Origin of the sequence: Nannocystis punicea, assembly GCF_026965555.1 — a bacterium.
Classification (GTDB): Bacteria; Myxococcota_A; Polyangia; order Nannocystales; family Nannocystaceae; genus Nannocystis; species Nannocystis punicea.
On the sequence record NZ_CP114040.1, the window covers coordinates 4,922,035 to 4,947,047 of the forward strand.

The following is a 25,013-nucleotide window of genomic DNA, read 5'->3' on the forward strand; positions in this document are numbered from 1 at the left end:
GCTCGCGCCGGCCGGAAGGCTGATACACTCGCGCCGATGTCGATCCAGGGCTACAGCGCATCGGAGTTCACCCACGAGGGCGTCACCAAGACGGTCTATCGGCGCGGGCGTGGCCCGGGGGTCATCATCATCACCGAGGTGCCCGGGATCCATGAGGCGGTGGTCACGTTCGCCAACCTGGTCGCGGACGCGGGGTTCACCGTGGTGCTGCCCGACCTGTTCGGCGAGCCGATGAAGCCGGTGTCCGGCGGCTACCTCGCCAGCACCATGCTCAAGCTGTGCGTGAGCAAGGAGTTCAAGCTGCTCGCCGGCCACGAGTCGAGCCCGATCACCAACTGGCTGCGCGGCCTGGCCCGCGCGCTGCACAAGGAGCTCGGCGGCAAGGGCGTCGGCGCGATCGGCATGTGCCTGACCGGCAACTTCGCGCTGTCGATGGCGGTCGAGCCGTCGCTGATGGCGCCGGTGATGTCGCAGCCGGCGCTGCCGCTGCCGGTCGGCAAGGCCCGCCGAGGTCAGCTGGCGATCGCGCCGGACGAGCTCGCCACAGTGAAGCGCCGGATCAAGGACGAGGGCCTCAAGGTGCTCGGCCTGTGCTTCACCCACGACGGCAAGGTCCCGCGCGAGCGGTTCGAGACGCTGAAGCGCGAGCTCAAGGAGGGCTTCGAGGCGATCGAGATCGACTCCGGCCCGGGCAACGCCCACGGGATCAAGCCGTCGGCCCACAGCGTGTTGACCGTCGATCTGGTCCGCGAGACCGGCCACCCGACCGAGCAGGCGCTGCAGCGCACGCTGTCGTTCCTGCGCGAGCGGCTGCAGTAGGCGGTGGAAGGAGGGCATGTCCCTGGGGGCATGCCCTCTCGTGCATGTCCGAGCGAGCATGTCTCTTGGAGCATGTCCCTGGGATCATGGCCCGCCGGACAGGGTCACGTAGAGCACGGGGACGGCGATCCCGAGCAGCACGAGCAGGCCGCCGCGTCCCATCAGGCCCTTGCGGCCCGGCAGCATGAACAGGCCCGAGGCGGCGAGGAACAGCAGGAACACCGCGTAGCCGTCGGCGATGTAGGTCCAGGCCTGCTTGCCGCGGTTGAGGTGGAGCCAGTTGGCGAGCCGCAGGAGCAGGCGGGGGCGCTGGCCGTCCTCGAGGACCGCGCCGCTGTCGAGGTCGACGTGGAGGGTGCTGCCCTCGAGGAGGATCGACAGCTCGCGCGCGTCGCTGCGGTAGATCTCGGTCGGCGGGCCTGTGAGCGCCAGCTCGGCGAGCACCTTGTCGGCGGCGGCGCGGTCGTCCTCGGGCAGCGGCACCGCGACCTGGTGGCGCGCCTCGTAGTTGTGGAAGTTGGGGTCCCAGTCGGCGATGTGGTTGACCGCGAGGCCGGACAGCGCGTAGACGAAGGTGAGGCCGACGGCGGCGTAGCCGATGTCGCGGTGGAGGGCGCGCAGCCACGGCCGCCAGCGGGCAGGGCGCCGGCGCTCGGGCTCAGGCATAGCGCTCTTCCTTCCACGGGTCGGCGTGGTTGTGGTAGCCGCGGGTCTCCCAGTAGCCGGGCTCGTCGCGGGCGACGAACTTGATGCCCGTCAGCCACTTGGTGCTCTTCCAGAAGTAGAGGCCGGGGACCACCGCGCGCACCGGGCTGCCGTGCGGGCGCGCGAGCGGCTTGCCGGCGTGGCGGTGGGCGACCAGGGCGTCGGGCGCGAGCGCCTCGGCCAGCAGGACGTTGGCGGTGTAGCCGTGGGCGCCCTCGAACACGACGTGGCGCGCGGTCTTCTTGAGACCTGCCCGTTCGGCCAGGTGACTGACGCGCACGCCCTTCCACGCCGCGCCGAGCAGCGACCAGCCGGTGACGCAGTGGACGTCGAGCTCGAGCTCGGTCTGGGGGGCGGCGAGCAGGCCGTTCCAGTCGAGCTCGAACGGCTGCTCGACTTCGCCGTAGACCTTGATCTTGACGTCGGCGGGGCTCGGGGAGCCGGGCACGCCGCCCATCGGCCGCAGCGCCTCGAGCACGCGCTGGCCGGGCGGGAGGCGCGGGCGGCCGTCGCCGAGGGTCATGGCCTTGGCCTCGCGGGTGAGGCGGTCGCTGAGGACCCACACCATGCCGCCGCCCATGGCGGCGACGACGGTGCCGCTGGCGGCGCGGGCGAGGAAGTCGCGCCGGCTCATGGCGGCGTGGACGGCGGGCGGGAGCGGGCGCGGGGCGGACATCGTTCGACCTTCCTGCTCGGGCAACGCGGGGGCCCCGGCGAGTGTTACGCCGGCGGGCGGACGCGCAGCCTGAGGGTACCGTCGGCCGCCTGGGTGGTGTCGACGGCGAGGCCGGCGGCGGCCGCCGCGGCGCGCACGCGGGCGGCCGCCAGCGCCTGCGTGAGCGGGGCCACCAGGCGCTCGGCCAGGACGGCGCGATCGTGCTCGCCGCACACGAGGACGAAGGTGCTGCCGGCCGCGCGCAGGCCGAAGTCGCCGACCGCCGCGAGCGTGCCCGCGGGCAGGCGCAGGTCGACGGGCTCGCCGGCGCACTCGAAGTTACCCTCGAGCATGAGGCCGCCGGGGATCTCCGCGACCTCGGCGACGAGGCCCAGCTCGGCCAGGGCGGCCTCCAGGTCGGCCCGCGCCAGCTCGCGGGCGCCGAGGTCGAGGCGGACGTAGCGGCTCATGGCGGGCTGTCCTTCGGAGCATGACACAAAGGACAGGCCGCTTCGGACTGCAACACGAGCCAGCCGCAGCGGGGGCAGGCGACCGCCGGGGTCGGCTCGGGCAGGTCGGCGACCTCCTGCGGCTCGTCCAGCGCCGGCAGCCGGAGCTGCTGCTGCTGGGCGAGGCTGCGGGCGCGGGACACTGCGTGAGGCTGACCCGAGCGAGCCGGCCTGGCAAATTCTCGCCCGACGGGCGCGCCGGGCCCGTGCAGGGGCGCTCAGGAGCGCGCAGGAGGGCTCAGGGGCGACCCGCGGCGGGCTGGCCGGCGAGGCCTTCGGTCGCCCACAGGACGGCGAGGCGGCGCAGCTGGTGCGCGCTGTGGGCCCCGAGCTTGAGCTTGAGGTTGGACTGGTGGGTCTCGACGGTCTTGATCGAGATCTTGAGCGACTCGGCGATGTTGCGGGTGTCGTGCCCGCGGCCGAGCAGCTCGAACACCTCGAGCTCGCGGTCGCTGAGGTTCTCGATGCCGGTGCCGGCCCGCGGGCGCGAGACCATGGCGTTGAGCATCGTTTCCGCCAGCTGCTCGCTCACCGCCAGCTCCCCCTTCAGCGACTTGCGGATGGCGCCGACGATCCGCTCGGCCGGCACGTGCTTCATCAGGTAGCCGTGCGCGCCGGCCCGCAGCACCCGCTCGCCGAACAGCTGCTCGTCGTGCATCGACAGCACCAACAGCTTGAGCTCGGGCCAGGCGGCGCGGATCTGTTTGATCAGGTCGATGCCGCTGCCGGTCTTGAGCGAGAGGTCGACGACCGCGAGGTCGACGGGCTTCTCGCGCAGGATCGCCAGGGCGGCCTCGGCGTCCTCGGCCTCACCGACGACCTCCAGGTCGGTCTCGGCTCCGAGGAGCTGGGACAGGCCGAGGCGGAAGATCGGGTGGTCGTCGACGAGGAGGACCCGCGCCGGCGACGAGGGCTGGTCCGCGGGTCCTGTTCCTTGAGACAGGGGAGTGATCGGCGGCTGCACGGTCATAATGAGCGCTCGTACAGTATCCCATAGCCGTGATCACAGTGTCACGCACCTGGAGTTCACGGGATGGGTGGGACCCTCGCACGAAAATTCCCACAAGCCTCGCAGCAGGTTTGGCTGTGCGCGTCACGTTCGCACGCGGCATCGCATTCGCTTGAATTGTGTTCAACAGCACAGCCCGTGAAGCATCGTTCGCCGGCTCTGTTCGGGCGATTGGCGTGGTTGTGCAGACATTGCGCGACCGCAGGCCTCGCGCCTTGTTGTAACCAAGAGACAGGTCGCTCAAGCCCGACGCGCCGCAGCGCTCGCCCACGCGCGCAGGGCCGCGATTTCGCCGGCACGACTGCGACTCAGCGGGATCGTCGCGGCGAGCGCGCGAGCGAGGTCCCCGCGCGCGAGCGGTCGCGACTCGGCGAACGCGTCGAGCCGAGCTTCCACGATCGCGCCCTCGATCTCGGCGCCCGAGAGTCCGTCGGCCGCGCGTACGAGGTCGACGAGGTCGGGCAACGGATCAGCCAGGACCGGGGCGGCGCCCATGTGCGAACGCGGCGCATGCTCGAGATGGATCTCCGCGATGGCGGCGCGTTCGTCCGCGTCCGGCAGATCGACGAAGAAGATCTCGTCCAGACGTCCGCGACGTGTCAGCTCGGGCGGCAGGCGCGTGACCTGGTTGGCCGTCGCCACCACGAAGACAGGACGTCGGCGCTCCTGCAGCCACGTGAGCAGCCCGCCGAGCACCCGCGCCGCAGTGCCCGCGTCGCTCGCCGGACCCTCGCTGCCGGCGAGGCCCTTGTCGAGCTCGTCGATCCACAGCGCCACCGGAGCGATGCGCTCGACCGTCGCGGTGACGCGGCGCAGGTTGGCCTCGCTCTCGCCGAGGGTGCCGCCGTAGAGCCGGCCGGGCTCCAGGCGCAGGAGGCCGAGCCCGAGGGCGTGGGCGCAGACGCGGGCGGCCAGGCTTTTGCCGCAGCCCTGCACGCCGACCAGCAGGACGCCGCGCGGATCGGGGATGGCGGCCGCGCGGGCCGCGGGGCGGAGCGCGAGGGCGCGGCGGGCCAACCATTGCTTGAGGTGCGCGAGGCCGCCGAGCATGTCCGAAGGGACAGGATCGACGCGCTCGAGCAGGCCGCCGCGGCGCAGCAGCTCGGCCTTGCGCGCGCCGAGCTCGGTGAGGGCGACCGCGTCGTCGGCCATGTGGGCGGCGCGGCGAAGCAGCCGACGCGCCTGGTGCTCCGACAGGCCGAGGGCGGCGCGCGTCAGCTGCGGGGCGCGCCGCTCGAGCGCGGTCGCGGGGCCGGGGCGGCCGGCGATCCGCAGCTCGTCGACGAGGTCGGCGGCGAGGCCGGTGAGCTCGTCGGTGTCCGGGAGCTCGAGCTCGAGCAGCTCGAGCTCGGGGATGGCGACGACTGCGGCGGGCAGCTCGCCGACGACGATCACCGCCGGGCCGGCGCTGCGTTGCGCGAGCTCGCGGAGGGCTCGCAGGGCGACGGGCTCGAGCGGCGGCGGATCGAGGAGCACCCACAGGCCGGGGTCGGGGTCGCGGAGCAGGTTCCGCAGCAATTCGGTCAGCGGCTCGGGGGCGCCGAGGCCGTCGCGCCCGCCGGCGGCGCTCCAGGTGTGGACCGGCCAGTCGAGCCGCTCGCCGACGTCCTCGCACAGCCGCAGCGCCCGCGCCTCGTCGACCGCGCGCAGGCCGAGGCCGCGCGCGCCCGACTGCAGCGCCTCGCGCAGGCGGGCGCGCGCGCGGGCGAAGGGGGTGTCCTCAGGAGCATGTCTCATGGGGCATGTCTCATGGGGCATGTCTCAGGAGGCATGTCCTTCGGACCATGTCAGCCACGCGGCCAGCAGGTGGCCCTGGGCGGCGACCGACACCGGGCCGTCGTCGGCGAAGCAGAAGCCGTTCAGCCACAGGCGGGTGCCGCGGAGGCGGGCGAGGCGGCCGTGGAGCAGGGCGAGGTCGGCGGCGCAGGCGCGGGCGAGGGCAGCGCGCGGGCGGGGCGGGAGCGTGTCTGGCCAAAAGGACAGGCGGTAGGCGGGCTTGCCGTCGACGCGGAGGACGTCGAGCCGGACCGCGCCGCTCGGGTCGGCGGCGACGAGCTGGGCCCGGCGCAGCAAATCGGGGAACGGTCGCGCCCGCGAGCCGCGGAAGTCGAGGGCCAAGAACACCGGCGCGGCGGCGGAGCCGGGCAGGGCGCGGGTCAGGCCGCCGGCCAGGGCGCGGGCGACGGCCTCGAGCGCGCCCGGGACCTGCGGCAAGCCGAGCAGGCCGGCCACCGCGACCGGCGTGCCCACGGCCGCGAGGGCGGCGACGACGGCCCGCAGGCGGCCAGGGACGCGCGGGGCCAGGGCGATCAGGCGGGCGGCGGCCTCGTCGCTCGTGTCGCCGCGGGCGAGCAGGACGTCGAGCTCGCTCAGCGCCTCGTCGGCGTCGCCGGTGTCGGTGGCGGCAGGGACCAGCCAGAGGTGCGGGCCGGGCTCGTCGCGGGCGCGGTCGAGGGCCGCCAGAGTGTCCGAAGGGACAGGTCCATCCGAGCGCCGACCGCTCACGTCCGCTCCCGCATGGCCCGGTCGATCTCGCGTTTCTGCTCGCGCTCCTTGATCGAGGCCCGCTTGTCGTAGGTCTTCTTGCCGCGGCACAGCGCCAGCTCGAGCTTGATCCGGCCGTTGCGGGCCAACAGCGCCAGCGGGATCAGCGTGAGCCCGGCCTGGTCGACCGACTCGGCCAGGTGGTCGAGCTCCTTGCGGTGCAGCAGCAGCTTGCGCGGGCGCAGCGGCAGGTGGTTGCGGTCGTGGGCCTGCGTGTACTCGCCGATGTGCGATTGATAGAGGTACAGCTGGTCGCCCTGGAACTGGCAGTACGACTCGCCCAGGCTGGCGCGGCCGTCGCGGATCGACTTGACCTCGCTGCCCATGAGCGCGAGGCCGGCCTCGTAGCGCTCGAGGACCTCGTACTCGAAGGTGGCGCGGCGGTTCTGGACGAAGAGGTGGCCATCCTTCGTCGCGGTCTTGTCGATCTTCTTCACGGCGGGGGTGGAAAGCTACAAAGCGGACCGCAGGAGGGCAAGCCCGGCGGCGCGGGCGGCCCCTGCGGACCGCACAGCGCGGAGGCAGGCGTCCAGGGTCGCGCCGGTGGTGGTCACGTCGTCGACCACGAGCACGCGCAGGCCGGCGAGCGAGCGCCCGGACCGGACGACGATCGCGCCCGCGAGGTTGTCGCGGCGCGCCGCCCCGTCGAGCTCGGTCTGCGGCGGGGTCGCGCGCACGCGCTGCAGCAGCCGCGGCCGCAGGCGGGCGCCGAGGGGAGCCTCGCGCGCGGCCCAGCGAGCCAGCAGGGCGGCCTGGTTGTAGCCGCGGGCGAGGGCGCGGCGCCAGTGCAGGGGCACCGGGGCGACGAGATCCCAACCCTCGCGCCACGCCGGGGCGTGGGCGAGGAGCCGGCCCAGCGGCCCGGCGAGCTCGAGCTGGCCGTCGTACTTGAGCCGCCGGACGGCGCTCGCCAGCGGGCCTTCATAAAGGAAGCACGCCTCGACGTCGCCGAGGCGCCGGGCGGCCGGGTCGAGCGGCGCGAGCTCGGGGGCGCAGCGGCTGCACAGGGGCGGCAGACCCCCGCGGGCGGGGGCCCGGAGGAGATGTCGACAGGCGAGACAGACGGGCGGCGAGAGGAAGTCGAGGAGCACACGGAGAGGTCGTGTGAACCGCCGTCGTTGTTGCACGCGCAAGAGATCGCGCTGGAGATCGCGTCGAATTCGCCGGCCGAGGGGCGTGTGAAGATCATTTCGCCGTGCGATGCAAGCGGGCCGTCGTGCGGCCGATCGGCGTCGGCTTCGAGAATTCGCCGGATCTGCGGCGGCGCTCGCGATCCACGGCGGAGGAAGACGCACACATCGCCGCTGAGCCTGATCTGACGTGCAAATCGCGGCAGTGGGCGGCACGCTAATCTCAAGGAGGCCGCGTCATGCTCGCACACGATCTCGGATCTCTCAGCGTCGGAAGTGTCTTGACGACTTCCACGTTCACGGTGAAGCCGGCCGATCTGACCGCGCATGTGGAGTCCAGCTTCTTGGGACAGGTGGTGGGCTGCGGAGAGGAGATGCTGTCGACCGGGAGCGTGTCCGGCGGCGGCGCGCCGGAGCCGTGGGGTCGCGTGTGTCCGCTGCCCGTGGTGATCGGCCGGGTGCTGTCGGCCCTGGCCCACAGCGAGCCGTTCCGCGAGGTCGCGCTGACGCTGCGCAGCATCAGTCGCGTGCGACGCTTCGCCGAGGCGCTGGTGGGGGAGCCGCTGACTGCGATCGCGACGGTGCGCTTCCGCAGCGGCAGAGTACCGAATGCCACGCACGTGACGCTGGCCGTCGAGGTTCACCGCGAGAGCCAGCGCGGCCGCGTCGGTGCGACGGCGGTGAGCTTCGAGATCGGACTCGAGCTGCGATCGCTCGCCGGCGCCGCTACGGGCGTGTTGATGCCTGGCGGCGCCGCCGCCGCGTGACGCGGGCCGGCACTCGCGCCCGCTTCGCCGCGGCGCGTCATGGTTTTGCGACCATGTCTCAAGATGCAGTCTGTCGCGTGCGTCGCGGTCGTGCGGCGCACGCGACCTGCGCAGTGGCCCGCGGTCCGGTAGCGCCGCTGGGTGGTCTTTGAGACAGAGGCCGACGGGACCTGCGATTGGTTGCACAGCGCGTTTTCGCGCCCGAGCCGAGATAATCTTCTCGGCCACGATCGGGTGTGCATCAGCTTGCCAAGGCGGATCCCCTGTGTGACCTTCAGTCTGCGGCGCATGCTCTACGAGGACCGCTACAAGCTGATTTTGGCCGCGTGCCAGGACATTCGCCGGCATCGCGAGCAGGTCGCCAAGACGGTGATAGCGAGCCAGCTCCTCGACGCCCTCGACGTCGATGTCCCGAGCGACGCGCTGTTGTCCCACATCGTCGCCGAGTCGCTGCTGCGGCGGATCGACCGCAACCTGCTCGCGGGGCGGAACTTGTACCTGCAAGCCGAGAAGCGGCCGCAGATCGATCTGTTCACGCTGCTGCAGCGGGCGATCCCGGCCGTGCCGCAGGGCTACGCGCTGGCCAATCAGTACCTGCTCCACGCGATGCGCGAGTCGACCACGCCGGCGCTGCTCGAGATCGGGATCGGCAAGGGCCTGCAAGTCGTCGCGCTGATGCGGGCGCTCGCGCGCGACCCCGGGAAGATCGAGCGCGTCCGCATCATCGCGCTCGATCCCAACCGCACGGCCCTGAACGAGGGCGTGGCGGCGATCGACGAGGTCCGCGCCGAGCTGCCGTTCGACATCGAGATCTATCCGCTGGTCAAGCTGATCGAGGTCTGCGAGGATGACGACTACGCGCACTTCGAGGCGCTCGCCGAGGGGAGCTTGTCGATCAACGCGGCCTACACGCTGCACCACACCACGGGCCCCGACAGCGACGCTCGCACCCGCCTGCTGCGGCGGCTGCGGGCCCTGAGGCCGCGGGTGTTCACGCTGGTGGAGCCGAGCTCGGACCACGACACCGAGCACCTGACCCGCCGCATGCACCACTGTTGGCAGCACTTCGCCACCGTGTTCGACCTGGTCGACCGCAGCGACGCGTCCCCCGACGAGAAGTTCGCCATCAAGGAGGGCTTCTTCGGCCGCGAGGTCCGCGACATCCTCGGCACCAGCGACGCCTTCCGCACCGAGCGCCACGAGACGCTCGAGTCGTGGCTGCTGCGGCTGAAGAAGTCGGGCTTCGTGCCGTACCCGGCGATCGACGTCGACGTCGACCTGCCGGAGTACTGTCGGTCGACGGTCAGCTCGGGGCTCGTGAGGTTGTCGTACCGCGGGGTGCCGCTCATCGCGGTGTTCGCGTTCGCGGGGGAGGCGGGATGAGCGACGAGTCCGAGCCGAGCGAGCCGGTGGTCCATGGGGCGCTGATGGCCGGCTTCGCCCAGGCGTGCGTGAACCTCAACATCGTCGCGGGGCGTCGCGCCACCGCGCTGCTGGCCGACATCGACATGGGCCGGTGGTTCCCGCTCGCCAAGTGGATGGAGATCGAGCGCATGGTCGGCGAGTCGTACGCCAACGTCGAGCCGATCCGGCTCAAGCTCGGCATCGAGATGATGACGCTGTGGTACCACCACGGCCCCGGCAAGGCGCTCATCCACCGCGGCGCCGACTTCCTGCACTTTCAGACAGGCAGCCACGGCATCGCCAGCGTCATCCGCGGGCCGCGCGAGGTGGTCGGCTCGTTCGACCTGGCCGAGTTCGACTCGGGCCGCGGCCACGCCGTGATCCGCTCGTCGACGCCGTTCGACAAGACGATCGAGTGCGGCGTGCTGATCGGCGGGGTGATGGCGCCCGGCGACCTCTACTACGTCGACGTGACGAACGACGGCGACCCCAACCGCCTCGTGGTGGAGTTCCATTGAGATGACGCTCGACGAGATCCTCCAGGGACGAGACCCCGACCGCCTGTCCGAGCTGTCGCGCGAGGACATGCACCGGCTGTTCTGGATGTACAAGGGCTTGCTCAAGCGGGTCGAGCGCGACACCGCGTACTGGCAGGCCACCAACGACAACCTGCGCACCGCCTACGAGCGGCTCGACGAGCAGGAGCGCGAGCTGGCCCGCGCCTACCAGACCATCCGCCAGGACCTCGAGATCGCCCAGCAGGTCCAGCACGCGCTGCTGCCCAAGGACCACCCGGAGATGCTCGCGCGCTTCGAGTTCTCGGTCTACCACAAGCAGATGACCGAGGTCGGCGGCGACTACTACGACTTCTACCGCCTGCGCGACGGCAGCCACGCGATCGGCGTGTTCGACATCTCCGGCCACGGGGTGTCGGCGGCGCTGATCATGGCCTACCTCAAGGCCCAGCTGGTCCAGACGATGGAGCAGGTGTCGCGCCCGCGTGACATCGTCGAGTACCTCAACAACGCGACCGTCGGGTTCCTCCGCGAGGTCCGCCGCTACGCCACGGTCAACTTCGTCGCCTTCGGCGAGCGCACGTTCCGCTACGTGTGCGGCGGCGGCTACGGGGTGCTGATCCGCGGCGGCGAGGTCCACACCTTCAACAAGGGCGACCCGTTCATCGGCCTGCGCCGCCGCGCGTACAGCGAGTATGAGCTGCCCTTCGAGACAGGTGACGTCCTGGCGCTCTACACCGACGGCATGGTCGAAGCCCAGGACAGCGCGGGCGCCGACTACAGCACCCGCCGCCTGCACGAGCTCGTGCGGTCCAACGCCGAGCTGCCGGCGGGCCAGATCCTTCAGCGGTGCCTCGACGACTACGGCCAGTTCCGCCGCGTCGACGCCGACGACATCACCCTCATCGTGCTGCGGAGGCGGGCCGCGTGAGTGACCTCGAGCTCGACGACGAACCGATCACGACCAGCGTCGGCCTGACGCTGACGGTCGCGCCGATGGGCGACGCCCGCGGCAACCTGGCGGCGACCGTCGGCGAGTCGCTGCTGGCGATGCTGACGGTGTTCTACCCGCAGGCCCTGTGCAAGAAGGCCAACGTGGTGATCACCGAGTTTGTCCAGAACGTGATCGACAACGTCAGCGACCCCGCCAGCCAGATGCGCGTCGACCTGCGCATCGACGGCGACGCGCTGCAGGTCCAGGTCACCAACAAGGCGACCCCCGAGCAGTACCAGGAGGTCAAGGACCGCGTCGACCAGCTGAAGACCGCGACCGACCCCAAGCGCCTGTTCGCCGACACGCTGCGGGCCCGCCGGCAGCAGCGGTTGCGCGGCGGGCTCGGCCTCATCCGCCTGGTGTCCGAGAACCGCTTCCGCTTGTCCGCGACCTACACGGGCGAGCAGCTTACCATGCAGGCGGTGTTTCCTTTGCGAGGTGCGCAATGAACGTCCTCACGTACGGCGAGATCATGGACGGCGGCGTCAGTGTGTTCCACTGCGTCGCGCGCGAGGACGAGGGGAACTTCTCCCTCACGTTCTCCGGCGTGGTCCGGATCGACAACCCCTATCGCTATCTGTCGGCCCTGCTGCAGGACCTGCGCGAGATCTTGCCGAAGCGCGAGATCCAGCGCAGCGTGCTCGACTTCACCGAGCTCGAGTTCTGCAACTCGAACGGCTTCTACGTGATCATGGACATCGTCGAGCTGGTCTACCTGCTGCTGCCCGGGCCGGTGCTGGTCCGCCGCCTGCAGGAGGACGACTGGCAGCAGGAGACGCTGCCGATCCTGCTCAACCTCGACGAGGAAACCATCGCCGCCCGCACGACCTTCGAGGACGTGCGCGAGTTCTGACATGGTCGCCATCCTCGAGCTGGTCGAGTCGATCGCGCTGCGCGTCGATGCCGACGGCCGGGTGACCCCGGCCTCGCCCGCGGCCGCGCGCTGGCTGGCGGCCCGGCCCGGCGCGCCCAGCCTCGGCGCGCTGTTCGGCGCGGCCTCGCCGGCGTTCCTCCGCAGCCTGGCCGAGAGCAGCGGCAAGGCGGTGCCCGAGAACCCCTGGCCCGAAGGACCTGTCACCTGGGACCTGTCCTTGGAGCCATCCGACGGGGTGCTGGCGGTCGGCGTGGCGATCCGCCCGCCGCGGGCGCTGGCGTCGCAGCTGGCGCACTCCACGTTGCTCGACAAGAGCCTGGCGCTGGCGGTGCTGCCGCGCGAGTCGGCGGCGCCGCTCGGCGAGCGGCTGCAGCCCAAGGCCTACCGCGAGTCGACGGTGATGTTCATCGACGCGGTCCAGTTCTCGCGCCTGGCCGCCCGCGTCGACCCGGTCACCTGCCTCAAGCAGCTCGACTTCTTCTTCTCGGCCTTCGACCAGCTCACCTCGGCGTTCGGCGTCGAGAAGCTGCGCACCGCCGGCGACACCTACGTGGCCGTCTCGGGCATCCCTCACCGCCGCCTGTCGCACGCGGTCGACGCGACGTTCGCCGCGCTGCGCTGCGCCCAGGTGGTCGCGTCGGGGCTGACGCCGATCGTCGACGAGTGGGACTGGAGCTTCCGCATCGGCCTCCACTCGGGGCCCTGCATCTCGGGCGTGCTCGGGTCCAAGAAGCCGGTCTACGACCTGTGGGGCGACACGGTCAGCGTCGCCAGCCACGTCGAGCGGGTCGGCCAGCCCGACTCGGTGTGCGTGTCGGGGGCCGTCCGCCAGCTCATCGAGCCGTTCTTCGCGCTCGAGTTCCTGCAGACGACGGTGACCCGCAGCGTCGGCGAGATCGAGGTCTACGCGGTCCGCGGCCTGCTCCCCGAGCTGCAGGCCGAGGGCCAGCCCGGGGTCGCCAACGCCGAGTTCACCGCCCGCTACGAGTCGCGCTTCGCCTCGCCGTGCCCGGCCGCCGCCCAGGAGGCGCTCGGCGTCGAGCTCGGGCAGGGGCTCGACGAGTTCTGAGCGACCGCGCGCCTACCTGTCTGTGAGGGCAGGCGCGAAGGGACATGCCCGATCGGGCATGTCTCCGGGAGCATGTCCCCGCGGTCACTCGGCCAGCAGGGCGAGCACCCGCGGCAGCTCGTCGTCGCCGAGGCCGCGGCGGGAGTCGGTGCGGACCAGGCGGCCGGGCAGGCCGTCCATGTCGCGGTCGTCGTCGAGGATGCAGTAGGCCCGCGGCGGCTCGGCCTGGGCGGCCAGCCAGGCGGCGATCTCGCGGTCACGGCGGGGGGCGTCGAGGTCGGGGGTGACGTCGACGATCTCGGCGACGCAGCCGGCCGCGCGGAAGTGGGCGCGCAGCTCGGCGAGCGGCATCGTCAGGCGCCAGGTGGAGGTGACGACGACGACGGCCCCGGTGGCCTGCACGACGCGGTTGAGCGCGGCGACGCAGCCGGGCAGCAGCAGCGAGGTCAGGCCGATGGCCGGGTCGACGGGGCTCGACAGGGTGTTCATGACGCCGTCGATGTCGAGGAAGAGGACGCGGTCCGGCACTGGGTCGCTCCGATCAGTCGAGGTCGTAGTCCTTGAACAGGTAGGCGTAGAAGCCGACGACCTCGCGCAGGAGCGACCACGGCTCGCGCAGCTCGAGGTCGAGGTCGGCGTGGGCCCCGGTGGCGTCGACGCCGAAGCGGCGCAGCGCCAGCTTGCTGCGGGTGACGTGGTAGTACTGGCTGACTGCGATCGCGGAGCGCTCGCCGCGGGCGCGCAGGTCGGCGGCGACGAAGCGGGCGGTGGCGTACGTGTTGATGCCGCCTCGGTCGACTGCGATCCGCTCGGCCGGGACGCCGCGGGCGACCAGGTAGTCCTTCATGACGTCGGCCTCGTGCGGGCTGCCGGGGTCCTGGCCGCCGCTGACGATGAGCCGCGGGACGAGGCCGGCGGCGTGGAGCGCGGCGGCGCGATCGAGGCGCAGTTGGAGGCGGCGCGAGGGCTCGCCCGCGGGGCTGACGTGGTTGCCGAGCACGACGGCGACGTCGGCCGGCCGGGCCTCGTCGGTGCAGCCGTCGATCGCCAGGACGAGGAGGTGGACCAGGCCCCAGGCGCATAGCAGGGCGAGGAGGCGCAGGCTGTACTTTCGAACCTGTCGCATGCGACATGTCCTCATGGACCTGTGACCTGGGCCGCGGGCGGGCGAACGGCCAGGCAGGTGAGCCGGGCGGACTCGGGGTCGTAGCGGAAGGCGTCGTGGCGGGCCAGCAGGCGGCGCGCGTAGCGGTGCAGCCGCGTGGGCCGCATGGCGCGCCAGGCGACGCCGGCGGCGCCGGTGGTGTCGAACACGTGCACGCGGCCGAGGCGGTCGCGGGTCGGGTCGACGATCATCATGTGATGGTACATGCGCTCGCCGCCGCGGGCGCCGGCGCGGTGCGAGACGCTGCAGAGGTGGAGGGCGCCCGGGACGAGGGCCGCCAGCGCGGCCTCGGGGTCGAGCTCGCCCAGGCGCAGATCGAGCAGATCGAGGCCGCGCGGGAGGTCGGCTTCGGGCAGGCGGGCTGCTATCTGCAGGAGGGCGGCGCGGCCGGCGTGGGCGCCGTCCTGGCACGACTCGAAGCCGCCGGGCGGATCGCAGGGGACGAGGTCGGCGAGCTCGAGGCGCGGCAACCACAGCAGGCGGACGCCCTCGAGGAAGCCGCCGAGGCAGCCGAGGTCGTATGTCCCGGGGGACAGCCGCACGGGCTGGCCGGCGTCGGTGCGGCAGAAGCCGGCCGGATCGGCGAGGCGGATGTGGCCGAGGCGTTCCCAGGCGTCGATCTCGGCCCAGCGATCGGGCTCGAACGCGAGCTCCAGGCCGCGGAAGATCGCGGCGGGGTCGTGCGCGCGCAGGCCGGCGGCGAGCGCCGGCGGGACGCGCGGGTAGTGGGTCAGAGAGGGCCAGCGCGCGAGCAGGTCGGCGTCGCGCGCGTCGACGGGCTCGAGACGGACCGTGGGGCGCGGAGGGACGGAGGCGGGCGCGGGCGTCGGGTCGTCGACCGGAGCGGTCTCCGGTGACGACTCGATCCCGCACGCGAGAGCGAGCGCCAGACCGGCCGTGAACCCCCGCGGGCCGCGCACTGGATGCATCTACCGCAGCGAGGTTCGTTCGTCGAGGTGCGGGCGGGCGCGGAGGCTGATCGGGACCGCGCGACCCCGAGGCGTGAGCGTGTCGCTCGCGTCTGCGAGCACGCGTTCGGCGGGTCGTACGAGCGCGGGGGGTCGCCGGGGAGGTGGTTGGGGGGCGCGGGGTCGGCCGGTGCGACAGACACGACGAGGGGCGATGGTCCAAGAGTTCGGCGGGTCGGTACGAACGCGGTGCGTCGCACGGACGCGGTTGGGGGGCGCGGGGTCGGCCGGTGCGACAGACACGACGAGGGGCGATGGTCCAGGACCTGTGCGGCCTGCGTGTCGACGCGCAGGGGATGGCTGCTCGCTCACCTCGGCCAGGCGGAAAGAGCATGTCTGTTGAAACATGTTCTTCAGAACATGCTCGAGGATTAGTGTCCTCGAGGACATGGCGCCAAAGCCATGTCAGTGCGAGGCGGCGATCACCGTGACCGTGCGGCGCAGGACCAGCCTGGTCCAGGTGTCGGTCAGCGGCAGGGCGGGGATCGTGACGCTGCCGTCGGGGCCGGCGACCACCTCGCCGTGCTGCTTGCCGAACGACCACGCGATTCGCTCGCCGGGGCGGCAGCGGAACGCCTGGGTGCGGCGCGGGGTCACGTCGACGTAGGCGGGCAGCTCGGCCATGACGCGGTCGCCCTCGCTCGGGTAGCCGGGGGCGGGCGGGTCGGCGCCGTCACCGGCGTGGACGCGCAGGGCGAACTGCAGGCGGTCGACCGTGTCGACCACCGAGTCGCCGTCCCAGCGGAGAAAGCGGCCGAGCGCGCCGGCGATGGCGCCGTCCCAGCCGGTGTCGCCGGGCACCGCGACCTCGCCGGCGAAGCCCGCGTTGGCGCTCCAGTCCTGCTTGCCGTTGCCGACGCCGACGCCGGGGTCGTCGTCGAGCGAGGAGCGGGAGAAGGCCGGGAACGCCCGGTCGCGTCGCAGCGTCGCCTCGTCGCCGTTGATGGGGGCCCACGAGCCGGACCACCAGCTGTCCCCCAGGACAGGATCGGCGACGCCGTGGCCGCCCTCGTCCCACACCGCGAAGTGGCCGACGCCGCGGCTCTGCAGGGCCTGATAGAAGCTCTCGCCGGTGCGCGGGCTCGGCAGCACGGTGGCGCCGAAGTGGATGGTCGGGTCGTCCTTGCCGTGCTTGAGGAACAGGAACTGATCGCGGGCCTCGTTCGACTCGGCGAGCGCGCGCGTCAGGTCCATGTGGTCCCAGGCAGAGAGGCCGCCGCCGCCGTCGAGGTCGAGCTCCGGCGCGCCCCACCAGCCGGACAGCTGGGTGATCCGCCCCGGCCGGTGGTTGCGCGCGATCGCCTGACCGAGGCGCGCGTCGACGTAGGCGAAGTGCCGGCCGCGCAAGAGGCCGAGCAGCATCGCCCCGGCGCCGCCCATCGAGCTGCCGTAGACGTGCACCCGCTGGGGGTCGGCCTCGGGGTAGTGGCGCAGGACGTACTCGACGAGGTGGAGCACGCGCCGCATGGTGTAGTCGGGCGCGGCGCCGCCGGCCACGGGCTCGACGTCCGGCAGCGACGTCGCGTAGCCCCACCAGTAGGTGTTGTCGGGGTCGTGCGGCGAGATCCGGATCTCGGCCGACGACCCGGTGCCGCCGGGGTTGGCGGTGGCGAAGCCGTGCAGGCCGACCCGCACCGCCACGCCCTCGGGCGGGACGTCGAGCGGGACCATGACCTTGGCGACGAACTCGCGGCCGGCGTAGCCCGGGCTGTCGAGGTAATCATCTGTCTTTTGCGACAGGGTGTAACGGACATACCCGCTGCCGTCGAGGAACTCGGTGTCGACGACCTCGGGCCACGGCGGCTGGATGGTGTCGCGGACGACGACGGCGAAGGTGGTCTCGACCCGCGACTCGCCGTCGTGGGCGAGCACGGTGACGGTCCAGCTGTCGCCGCCCTGGGTGAAGTCGGGGGTGAACAGGAACCTGCGGGTGGGCTCGTCCCAGGTGGCGCCCGGCGGCAGGCCGAGCAGGTGGACCCGCAGGGCCTTGGGATCAGCGACGTCGACGACGTCGATGAAGAGGCCGACCTCGGTGTCCTCGTCGACCGAGACCTCGGCGGGGACGAGGATCCGCGGCGCCGAGCGATCGACGGCGAGGGTCAGGGGCCGCGAGTCCTCGTCGCCGCGGCGGACCAGCACCGGGTAGTCGCCGCGCTTGCGCGGGCCGCTGCGGGCGTGGAGCTCGCCGCCCGAGACGAAGGTGGTGGGCAGCTCCACGCCGGCGACGACGACGACGCTGTCGCGCGTGAAGCCGGCGCCGGTGACGTGGAGGTCGAACTCGACGCCGCCGGGCGCAGGGTCGGGCGAGAGGGCGTCGAGCTCGAGCGGCGCGAGCTGGGGGCCGCCGATCGGGCCCTCGCTCACGGGAGGGCGCGACGGCGGGTCGGATTCATCGACGATGGCGCCCGAGGGGCCGCTGTAACAGCCGGCGAGGGCGAGCCACGCGAGCGTGAGGCACACACGCGGGACCAGGCCAGAGCACGACAACATGCTCTGATTTTTCCCACGACGATCGCCGATCCGCCAGCGCCGACCTGCGGAATTTGTGTGACATGCACGGAATGCCGGCGAGCGGACGACCTGCGATCCGGCGCACAAGGTGGGTCCGCGACGCGCTCCTGGGGCGATGGGCCGCCGCGGCCAACCCGGTTCGCGTGCCCCCCGTTCGCGTGCCTCGGTGTCCGCCGGATGTCGATTGAGACATGGCGGAAAGGACAGGTTGAGGATCAGGCCGGGTGGCGCTCGAGCCAGGTCTCGACCTCGGCCCGGTAGTGCTTCGCCCCGGCCCTCTCGAACCGGGTCTGCGCCGAAGTCGCGAGGGAACGTGCCTGTGCGCGGTCGGCGCGGCTGTCCCATAGGACCTGTGCCAGCTGGAATTCGGCGTGGGCGCGCTGGATGGGGGCGCTTTGCGGGTCGAGCAAGGCGAGGCTGCGGTCGAGGTCGCGGCGCGCCTCGTCGTGGCGACCCTGAGCGTGTCGCACCCGGGCCCGGGGGGTCAGGACCTCGGACATCCACAGCGAGTCGGCGCCGTAGTTGCGCTCGATCGAGGTGACCGCGGCGTCGGCCTCGCGCTCGGCGGCGGACAGGTCGCCGAGACCGACGAGGGCGACCGCCCGCATGGCCCGACTGACGGCGGTATAGAGGTTGTCCTCGCCGAGCACCGAGGTGGCGATCGGCAGCGCGAGGTCGGTGTGGTCGCGGGCCGCGGTGTAGTTGTCGCGCGCCAGCTCGATCTGCGCCAGCGCCAGGTGGGCCAGCACGGTGCCCTGCGGATCGGGGCTCTGCGCCGAGCTCCAGATCGCGAGCGCGCGGGAGGCGTGCTGCTCGGCCAGCCCGAGCTCGCCGCGCACCAGCTGGACGGAGGCGAGCCGCTCGAGCATGGCGGCGACGCGGGTGCTCTGCGGGCCGAAGTGGTGCTCCCAGATCGATCGCGCCTCGTCGAAGGCGTCGAGGGCCGCGCCGAAATCGCCGCGCTGGGCGGCGATGTCGGCCAGCGCCGACAGCGGGAAGGCGAGCCGCTCGTGGCGCGGAGGCAGGGCGGCGCGGAGGATCGCCAGGGCGGCGCGGTGGTGCTTCTCGGCGGTGTCGAAGTCGCCGCGCAAGGTGGCGACGTTGCCGAGGTCGGCCAGCGAGAAGGCGTTGTTCGGGTGACCCTCGCCATAGATGTCGCGGCGCAGCGCGAGGAGCTCCTCGAAGATCGCCTGGGCCAGGTCGAGCTGGCCGAGGCTGAGGTGGACGTTGGCGAGGTTCTGTCGGGTGGAGACGGCCTCCCGCGAGCGATCGGGGATGTCGGCGAGCGAGCGGCGGTAGTGGTCGATGGCGGTGACGTACTCGCGGCGGGCCTCGGCGATCTGGCCGCGGCGGAGCTCGAGGTCGCCGCCGAGGTGGGGCGGGCGGTCGAGCCGCTCGTAGAGGGCCTCGGCGTGGCGCAGCCACGGCTGGGCGTCGTCGGGGTGGCTGAGGACCTGGGCGAGGCGGCCGGCGAAGGCGCTGGCTGTCTTGAAGGCCAGGCGGTCGTCGCCGGCGGCGAGCGCCTCCCAGTAGGCCTCGCCGAACACGCGGGCGCCCTCGTCGTATCTGCTGGCGTCGAACAATTGGTCGGCGAGCTCGGCCAGGACCTGGGCGCGCAGCGGGCGGTAGCCGAGGTCGCGCGAGCGCTGCTCCGCGGCCTCGATCAAGGTCAGACCGGCGCCCGGGTGGCCGGCGGTCGCCTCGGCGTGGGCGACGGAGAGCTGGTCGCGCAGGGCCTGGACTGCGTCGACGAGCGCGGGCGGGGGCGAGTCGACCTCGGCCCGCAAGGCGTCGAGGTCGGCGCAGCGGGCCGGCGGCGGCAGGGCCTCGACGGCGTCGCGGGCGTGCTCGACGGCGTCGGCGTCGGCCCCCGCGAGCACGCCGAGCAGGGCGTCGAGCTCGTGCCGGCGATCCTCGAGGCAGTGCATGCGCCTGTCCAAAAGTTCCTGTGATTGCTCGCCGCGGATGTTGGCGGCGGCGCAGGCGTCGGTGTGGCCGGCGATCCAGCTCTCGGCCCAGACGTCGATGCGCGCGCCGGCGCGGGCGGCCGCGTCGGGGGCGTAGGGGAGGCCGGTGGCGGCGAAGGCGTCGGCGAGGGCGGCGCGTCGCTCGGGGTTCCACGTCGGCGCGAGGGCCTCGGGGGCGCCGGTGCACAGCGCGGGCGCGTCGCCGGCGAGGGCGAAGGCGATGGCGCCGGCGACGAGGGCCACGCCGCCGCCGGCGAGGGCCCAGCGCCGACGATCGCGTCGCAGCGGCCGCTCGAGCGCGTCGAGCAGCGCCTGCATCGACGGCCACCTGTCCCCGGGTTCAGGCGAGAGGCCGCGGAGGATGGCGCGGTGGATCGCCGGCGGGACCTTGATGGCGCGTCGCGGCGGGTCGATGCGCCCGCGGGCCTTGGCCGCCTCGAGCGCGAACAGGTTGTCGCCGCTGAACGGGCGGTTGCCGTACAGGCCCTCGTAGAGGGCGACGCAGAAGCTGAACTGATCGGCGCGCTCGTCGATCGCGGCGCCGCCCCGCTGCTCCGGGGCCATGTACGCCGGGGTGCCGACGAGGGTGCCGACGCGGGTGAGCGGGCCGGACACCAGCGACGAGGAGAGCGGATCGATCAGGGGCCCGGCGTCGGGCGCTCCGCCGGCCGTCGGTTCGGCCTCGCCGGCGGACCGCGCCAGGCCGAAGTCGAACACGCAGATCCGACCTGTCTCTCCGACCAGGACGTTGCCGGGCTTGAAGTCGCGGTGGATGATGCCGACGGCGTGGGCGGCGACGAGGCCGCGGCCGGCGGCCAGGAACACGTCGAGGACCTCGCGCAGGCCGCGGACGCGGGCGTCGAGCCACTGCGCGAGGGTGATGCCCGGCACGTACTCCATCACCAGGAACACGCCGGCGGCTTGCGGTAACCTGTCCTTCGGGACAGGCTCCGTCCGGTTCGGGCCCATCCTCAGGGTGGTCAGCGCTTCGGCGTCGTAGGAGCCGACGTCGTGGACTGCGACGACGTTGCCGTGCGACAGCCGGGCCAGCGCCTGGGCCTCGCGCAGCAGGCGGGCGTGGGCGGCCTGGGCCGGGCCGTCGCCGGGAGCGACGCGCAGCAGCTTGATAGCGACCTTGCGATCGAGGCTCGGGTCGTAGGCGAGGTAGACGACACCCATGCCGCCGGCGCCGAGGCGACGCACGAGGACGTAGCGGGTGAGTTGAAGCGCGCGCTCGCGCTGCGACAGCGTCGAGCGGTCGAGGTCGGGAGGCGGCGTCGCGGGACTCGAAGAGGCGCGCGCGCCGGGTGACAGATCTCCGGCCAGCGTCTCGTCGGTCGCGAAGTCCGGGCGCGCTGGAGGGTCGCCGACAAGCGTGGGATCGGGGTCCGGCCCAGAGGACCGCGGGGTGGGATCACCGCCGGCGCGCGACATCTGCGGGTCCAGGTTAACCCGCCCGGTGCTGCGCTGTCGTGCCGGGCTTGAGGCGCAATGCCGCGCGCCTGTATGATTCCGGCGATCGCATGACCGTCCTCGTCACCGGCGCCGCGGGTCATATCGGCGCGAATTTAGTCCGTACGTTGCTGTCTCGCGGCGAGCGCGTCCGCGTGCTCGTCCGCAACTCCCAGCGCGCGCTCGCAGGACTCGACGTCGAGCGGATCACCGGCGACGTGCGCGATCCGGACGCGGCGCGCCGCGCGACCGCCGGCGTCGAGGTCGTGTATCACCTCGCGGCCCAGATCTCGATCTCGGGCGATCCGCGGGGCCTGGTGCGCGCGGTCAACGTCGACGGGGTGCGCTCGATCGCCGAGGCCGCGCTGAGCGCCGGGGTGCGGCGACTGGTGCACTGCAGTTCGGTGCACGCGTTCGACCTCTACCGCGAGGGCGCGAGCGACGTGGAGGTCGACGAGCGCTGGCCGCGGGTGCCCGACGAGCCGAGCCACTTCGCGTACGACCGCTCCAAGGCGGCCGGCGAGCGGGCGCTCCGCGAGGTGATGGGTCGCGGCCTCGACGCGGTGATCGTGCACCCGTCGGGCGTGATCGGGCCGTACGACTTCGGGCCGTCGCGGATGGGTCGGATGTTCCTGCAGCTGTACCGGCGATCGCTGCCGAGCCTGATCGACGGGGCGTTCGACTTCGTCGACGTGCGCGACGTGGTGGCCGGGATGCTGGCGGCCCAGGCCCGCGGCGAGAACGGCGAGAACTACCTGCTGACCGGGCACACGGTGCACGTGCGCGACATCGGGACGATCGCGGAGGCGATCACGGGGGTGAAGCCGCCGCGGCTGGTGGCGCCGATCTGGTTCGCCCGCCTCGGGGTGCCGCTGTTCGGGGCGGCCGGCGCCGTGATGCGGCAGGAGCCGCTCTACACCCACGAGTCGCTGTCGGTGCTGGGGACGCGCGCCCGCTTCGATCACGGCAAGGCCGGGCGCGCCCTCGGCTACACGGTCCGGCCGTTCGCCGACAGCGTGCGCGACATCTACGCGTGGTTCGACGCCGCCGGGATGCTCGGCAAGAAGCGCCTGGCGAGCGGCGAGACGCGGGCCTGAGTCGGCTGTCCCGCGGGACATGGTCCCGCGGGCAGGCGGTCGCGCGAGCCGAGGAGTGCCCGCTTCGTACTCCGCAGGCTCGCAGTGCGAGCGCAGCGAGGGAACGGCCTCGACGCGCCTGTCGTCGCCCGGAGCGGAAGCGCCGCTGTGGGCAGCGATGCGCGACGAGGCAGGACGCCCGGCGGCGCGGCTTCGAGGTGGCCGAATGTTCTCGGCGATCTCGAGGGGTTCAGGTTCGACGTGGGCTCCGAGAGGCCGGAGGTCTCTCGGGGCATGTCGTGAAGGGCAGGTCCGAAGGGGCATGTCCCGGGGGACATGCCCGGAAGGTCACCAGGAGGGCTTCTCTTCCTCGGGGCCCGGGTCGGGCTTGGCGGCGCCGGAGGGCTTGTCGCTGACGGGCGCCGGGGGCGGGGTCACCGGCGGGGCAGCCTCGGGCGCGGCGGGCGGGGTGGCGACCGGCGCGGGGGTCGGCTGCGGCTGAGCGGGCGGCGGGGCCGCGGTCTTGGTGTCGGCCTTGGTCTCGACTTTCTTGGCGTCCTTGCTGCCGCAGGCCGGGGTGGTCGCGGTGGCGAGCAGCATGGTGGCCGCGAGGAACTTCTCCAGATCGATCTTCATCGCCGTCTCCTTCGTGGCGCGGTCGCCGCGCCGTGCCGCGCGAGTATAACCCCGTCGGAGCGGGTCGCCATGGAACCGGCGCGGCCGATCGCCCTGCGCGGGCTCGCCGCGGGGGCTGGCCCAAAGGTCATGTGCCGGTGAACCGCGCGGCGCGGCGCTCGATGAACGACTGCATGCCCTCGCGCGCGTCGTCCGAGCCCATGATCGCGCGAACCTCCTCCATCATGGTAGCGAGGGCCGCCTCGGGGCCGCGCTCGACGGTGGTGCGGGCGCTCGAGAGGGTGGCGCGCACGCCGAGCGGGGCCTGGGCGGCGATCGTGGCCGCGATCTCGGCGGCGCGCTCGACCTGCTTGCCGGGCTCGACGACCTCCTGCACGAGGCCGATCCGCAGCGCCTCGGCGGCGTCGAAGGCGTCGCCGGTGAGGAGCCAGCGCATGGCGTTGCCCCACCCGGCGACCTGCGGCAGCCGCAAGGTCGCGCCGCCGAAGGGGAAGATCCCGCGCCGGATCTCGATCTGGCCGAAGCGCGCGTCGCCGGCGGCGATCCGGATGTCGGCGGCGAGCATCAACTCGATGCCGAGCGTCAGGCACCAGCCCTGGACAGCGAGCACGACCGGCTTGCTGCGCACGCGGCCGTGGAGGCCGAGCGGGTCGACGGCGCCGACGGGGAACAGCTGCTCGCCGCGGGCGACGGCCGGGCCGACCTCGGCGAGGTCGAGGCCCGCGGTGAAGTGGTCGCCGTGGGCGAACACGACGGCGCAACGCAGCTGCGGGTCGTCCTCGTAGTCGGTGAAGGCCTCGGCGAGCTGCCGCAGCATGGCGAGGTCGAAGGCGTTGCGCTTGGCGGCGCGATCGAGGCCGATCATCCGCACGTGGCCGTGTGTCTGGGTCGAGATCCGGCGGTCGGTGGACATGCCGGCGAGCATACACCGGACGGTGACGCTACCGCGCGGCGCCGCGGCGCGGGCCGAGGTGCGCGGGACACTGGGGGTCGGACCGTGATGTGGTGAAATAGACATGTTCCAAGGGACATGTGATGCCCTGAGGGGAATCGCCGTCGTTCGTGCTGGTCGGGGAGGAGCGTGGGCCCGGGGAGCGCGAGGCGAGGGGGATGGTTTCGCGGTGAGGCCGCAACTCGGGGTCGTGCGGTTGATCGTGCGGGAGCGCGGGCCCGGAGCGCGCGACGCGAGGACGAGGTTTCTCGGGCTCGGCGAGGCTGCACGGCGGTCGCAACCGGGGGGCGGCGGTAGTATCGTCGGTGCATGACCGTCGAGCCGTCGGAGGACGAGTTGTTGGCTGCGCTCATCGAGCTGCATCGCGGGCTCGAGCGCATGGGACCGGGCGATCCGGCGTTCAGCCGCGAGATTCTGGCGGGCTTGCCGGGGCTGCCCGAGGCGCCGCGAATCGCCGACCTGGGGTGCGGAGCGGGGGCAGGGGCGCTGCTGTTGGCAGAGACCTTCCGGGTGCCCGTCGTCGCGGTCGATCTGTTGCGGTCGTTCCTCGACCAGCTCGAGATCCGGGCGCGCGAGCGCGGGCTCGAGTCGCTGGTGCGCGCGGTGGAGGGCGACATCGGAGCGCTCGATTGGCCGGCGGGGTCCCTCGATCTGCTGTGGTCGGAGGGGGCGGCGTACCACCTGACGTTCGCGGGCGCAGTGCAGCGCTGGCGGCCGTTGCTGGCGGCGGGCGGGCTGGCGGTGATCTCGGAGGCGAGCTGGTTCACGGAGACGCCGGCGGCGGCGGCACGGGCGTTCTGGGCTGCGGCCTATCCGGCGATGGGCACGGAGGCGACGAACGCCGAGCGGGCCCGCGAGGCCGGGTTCGAGGTGCTGGGGGTGCATCGGCTGCCGGCGCGTGCGTGGTGGGACAACTACTACGGGCCGCGGCTGCGCCGGGTGGAGGAGGTGCGCGGGTCGGCGAGCGCGGCGATGCGAGCGGCCATCCGCGAGACGGAGGCGGAGGTGGCGATGTTTCGCGCGCATGCCGAGGACTATGGGTATGCGTTCTACGTATTGCGGGCGGGGTGAGGGGCGGGTCGTTCGGGGGTCGAAGGGACGCGCCCGGTCCTCGTGCATGGGTGGTGGACGGCGGTTCGTGAACTGCCGAGGCCGCCTCGCGGGCGGTCGGGGACGCGGGCCGGCGCCCAGTCCTCGCGGATGCACCCTCCTTCGTCGGGCGCATCTCGCTGCGGATGGGCGCCGGCCCGCGTCCCCGACCGCTGCACGGCCAGCCTCGTGGGTGGCCCGAA

26 protein-coding genes are annotated in these 25,013 nt (G+C 72.7%); 10 read left to right on the top strand and 16 right to left on the bottom strand.

The genetic code is table 11. The features are described 5' to 3' along the window. The first annotated feature begins 36 nt into the window (after positions 1-36). Positions 37-819, top strand: a complete 783-nt coding sequence (locus tag O0S08_RS19030; RefSeq protein WP_269040606.1) for a dienelactone hydrolase family protein — start codon at positions 37-39, stop codon at positions 817-819. A gap of 84 nt (positions 820-903) precedes the next feature. On the opposite strand, the gene O0S08_RS19035 is transcribed toward O0S08_RS19030, so the two are convergent. The 9 genes from O0S08_RS19035 to O0S08_RS19075 form a co-directional block, all read right to left on the bottom strand. Further along, positions 904-1,485: a hypothetical protein gene (locus O0S08_RS19035; protein WP_269040607.1), complete on the bottom strand. Its 582-nt coding sequence runs from the start codon at positions 1,483-1,485 to the stop codon at positions 904-906. Further along, on the bottom strand, positions 1,478-2,200 hold the full coding sequence (locus O0S08_RS19040) for a molybdopterin-dependent oxidoreductase (RefSeq protein WP_269040608.1): 723 nt from the start codon (positions 2,198-2,200) through the stop codon (positions 1,478-1,480). Before O0S08_RS19040 ends, O0S08_RS19035 begins: the two co-directional genes overlap by 8 nt. A 44-nt stretch (positions 2,201-2,244) precedes the next feature. Further along, positions 2,245-2,649, bottom strand: a complete 405-nt coding sequence (locus O0S08_RS19045; protein WP_269040609.1) for a hypothetical protein — start codon at positions 2,647-2,649, stop codon at positions 2,245-2,247. Next, a complete protein-coding gene (locus O0S08_RS19050) occupies positions 2,646-2,831 on the bottom strand; it encodes a hypothetical protein (RefSeq protein WP_269040610.1) in 186 nt (61 codons plus the stop codon). Before O0S08_RS19050 ends, O0S08_RS19045 begins: the two co-directional genes overlap by 4 nt. 95 nt (positions 2,832-2,926) lie before the next feature. Beyond that, positions 2,927-3,658, bottom strand: coding sequence for a response regulator (locus O0S08_RS19055; protein ID WP_096333397.1), 732 nt, complete (start codon positions 3,656-3,658; stop codon positions 2,927-2,929). A 279-nt stretch (positions 3,659-3,937) separates the two neighbouring features. Further along, a complete protein-coding gene (locus tag O0S08_RS19060) occupies positions 3,938-5,434 on the bottom strand; it encodes an AAA family ATPase (protein WP_269040612.1) in 1,497 nt (498 codons plus the stop codon). 24 nt (positions 5,435-5,458) lie between these two features. Next, positions 5,459-6,202 carry a hypothetical protein gene (locus O0S08_RS19065; RefSeq protein ID WP_269040613.1) on the bottom strand — a complete coding sequence of 248 codons (744 nt, stop codon included), beginning with the start codon at positions 6,200-6,202 and terminating at the stop codon, positions 5,459-5,461. Further along, the gene (gene smpB / locus O0S08_RS19070) at positions 6,199-6,678 is read right to left on the bottom strand and encodes an SsrA-binding protein SmpB (RefSeq protein WP_269040614.1); all 480 of its coding nucleotides are present in this window, start codon (positions 6,676-6,678) and stop codon (positions 6,199-6,201) included. Before smpB ends, O0S08_RS19065 begins: the two co-directional genes overlap by 4 nt. Before the next feature lie 15 nt (positions 6,679-6,693). Then, positions 6,694-7,332 carry a ComF family protein gene (locus tag O0S08_RS19075; RefSeq protein ID WP_269040616.1) on the bottom strand — a complete coding sequence of 213 codons (639 nt, stop codon included), beginning with the start codon at positions 7,330-7,332 and terminating at the stop codon, positions 6,694-6,696. Positions 7,333-7,652: 320 nt separating this feature from the next. Between O0S08_RS19075 and O0S08_RS19080 the strand changes: the two genes are divergently transcribed. From O0S08_RS19080 to O0S08_RS19110, 7 genes are all read left to right on the top strand, one after another. Continuing rightward, positions 7,653-8,138 (top strand): hypothetical protein, encoded by a 486-nt coding sequence (locus O0S08_RS19080; RefSeq protein ID WP_269040617.1) that lies wholly within the window; start codon positions 7,653-7,655, stop codon positions 8,136-8,138. Positions 8,139-8,405: 267 nt separating this feature from the next. Further along, the gene (locus tag O0S08_RS19085; RefSeq protein ID WP_269040618.1) at positions 8,406-9,521 is read left to right on the top strand and encodes a GRAS family protein; all 1,116 of its coding nucleotides are present in this window, start codon (positions 8,406-8,408) and stop codon (positions 9,519-9,521) included. Beyond that, the gene (locus O0S08_RS19090; protein ID WP_269040619.1) at positions 9,518-10,060 is read left to right on the top strand and encodes a hypothetical protein; all 543 of its coding nucleotides are present in this window, start codon (positions 9,518-9,520) and stop codon (positions 10,058-10,060) included. Before O0S08_RS19085 ends, O0S08_RS19090 begins: the two co-directional genes overlap by 4 nt. 1 nt (position 10,061) lies before the next feature. Beyond that, complete coding sequence (locus O0S08_RS19095; RefSeq protein WP_269040620.1) at positions 10,062-10,988, top strand: PP2C family protein-serine/threonine phosphatase; 927 nt, start codon at positions 10,062-10,064, stop codon at positions 10,986-10,988. Beyond that, on the top strand, positions 10,985-11,500 hold the full coding sequence (locus O0S08_RS19100) for an ATP-binding protein (protein ID WP_269040621.1): 516 nt from the start codon (positions 10,985-10,987) through the stop codon (positions 11,498-11,500). Before O0S08_RS19095 ends, O0S08_RS19100 begins: the two co-directional genes overlap by 4 nt. Continuing rightward, the gene (locus O0S08_RS19105; protein ID WP_267708056.1) at positions 11,497-11,904 is read left to right on the top strand and encodes a hypothetical protein; all 408 of its coding nucleotides are present in this window, start codon (positions 11,497-11,499) and stop codon (positions 11,902-11,904) included. The genes O0S08_RS19100 and O0S08_RS19105 overlap by 4 nt, the downstream gene beginning before the upstream one ends. A 1-nt stretch (position 11,905) precedes the next feature. Continuing rightward, positions 11,906-12,994, top strand: a complete 1,089-nt coding sequence (locus tag O0S08_RS19110; protein WP_269040622.1) for an adenylate/guanylate cyclase domain-containing protein — start codon at positions 11,906-11,908, stop codon at positions 12,992-12,994. 84 nt (positions 12,995-13,078) lie between these two features. On the opposite strand, the gene O0S08_RS19115 is transcribed toward O0S08_RS19110, so the two are convergent. The 5 genes from O0S08_RS19115 to O0S08_RS19135 all read right to left on the bottom strand — a co-directional run bounded on the left by O0S08_RS19115 (position 13,079) and on the right by O0S08_RS19135 (position 21,039). Continuing rightward, complete coding sequence (locus O0S08_RS19115) at positions 13,079-13,522, bottom strand: HAD domain-containing protein (protein ID WP_269040623.1); 444 nt, start codon at positions 13,520-13,522, stop codon at positions 13,079-13,081. Between the two features lie 13 nt (positions 13,523-13,535). Then, positions 13,536-14,120, bottom strand: a complete 585-nt coding sequence (locus tag O0S08_RS19120; RefSeq protein WP_269040624.1) for a YdcF family protein — start codon at positions 14,118-14,120, stop codon at positions 13,536-13,538. An 11-nt stretch (positions 14,121-14,131) separates the two neighbouring features. Beyond that, on the bottom strand, positions 14,132-15,079 hold the full coding sequence (locus O0S08_RS19125) for a hypothetical protein (protein ID WP_269040625.1): 948 nt from the start codon (positions 15,077-15,079) through the stop codon (positions 14,132-14,134). Between the two features lie 453 nt (positions 15,080-15,532). Next, entirely contained in the window at positions 15,533-17,617 is a 2,085-nt protein-coding gene (locus O0S08_RS19130; protein WP_269040626.1) for an alpha/beta hydrolase family protein, read from the bottom strand. A 236-nt stretch (positions 17,618-17,853) separates the two neighbouring features. Further along, a complete protein-coding gene (locus O0S08_RS19135) occupies positions 17,854-21,039 on the bottom strand; it encodes a tetratricopeptide repeat protein (RefSeq protein WP_269040627.1) in 3,186 nt (1,061 codons plus the stop codon). An 89-nt stretch (positions 21,040-21,128) separates the two neighbouring features. On the opposite strand from O0S08_RS19135, the gene O0S08_RS19140 reads away from it, so the two are divergent. Further along, positions 21,129-22,154, top strand: a complete 1,026-nt coding sequence (locus tag O0S08_RS19140) for an NAD-dependent epimerase/dehydratase family protein (protein WP_269040628.1) — start codon at positions 21,129-21,131, stop codon at positions 22,152-22,154. A gap of 327 nt (positions 22,155-22,481) precedes the next feature. On the opposite strand, the gene O0S08_RS19145 is transcribed toward O0S08_RS19140, so the two are convergent. Then, complete coding sequence (locus O0S08_RS19145; RefSeq protein ID WP_269040629.1) at positions 22,482-22,769, bottom strand: hypothetical protein; 288 nt, start codon at positions 22,767-22,769, stop codon at positions 22,482-22,484. A gap of 127 nt (positions 22,770-22,896) precedes the next feature. Then, a complete protein-coding gene (locus O0S08_RS19150; RefSeq protein WP_269040630.1) occupies positions 22,897-23,682 on the bottom strand; it encodes a crotonase/enoyl-CoA hydratase family protein in 786 nt (261 codons plus the stop codon). A gap of 348 nt (positions 23,683-24,030) precedes the next feature. Here O0S08_RS19150 and O0S08_RS19155 point away from each other — a divergent pair, with 348 nt between their 5' ends. Then, positions 24,031-24,792 carry a methyltransferase domain-containing protein gene (locus O0S08_RS19155; protein WP_269040631.1) on the top strand — a complete coding sequence of 254 codons (762 nt, stop codon included), beginning with the start codon at positions 24,031-24,033 and terminating at the stop codon, positions 24,790-24,792. Positions 24,793-25,013: the final 221 nt, after the last annotated feature.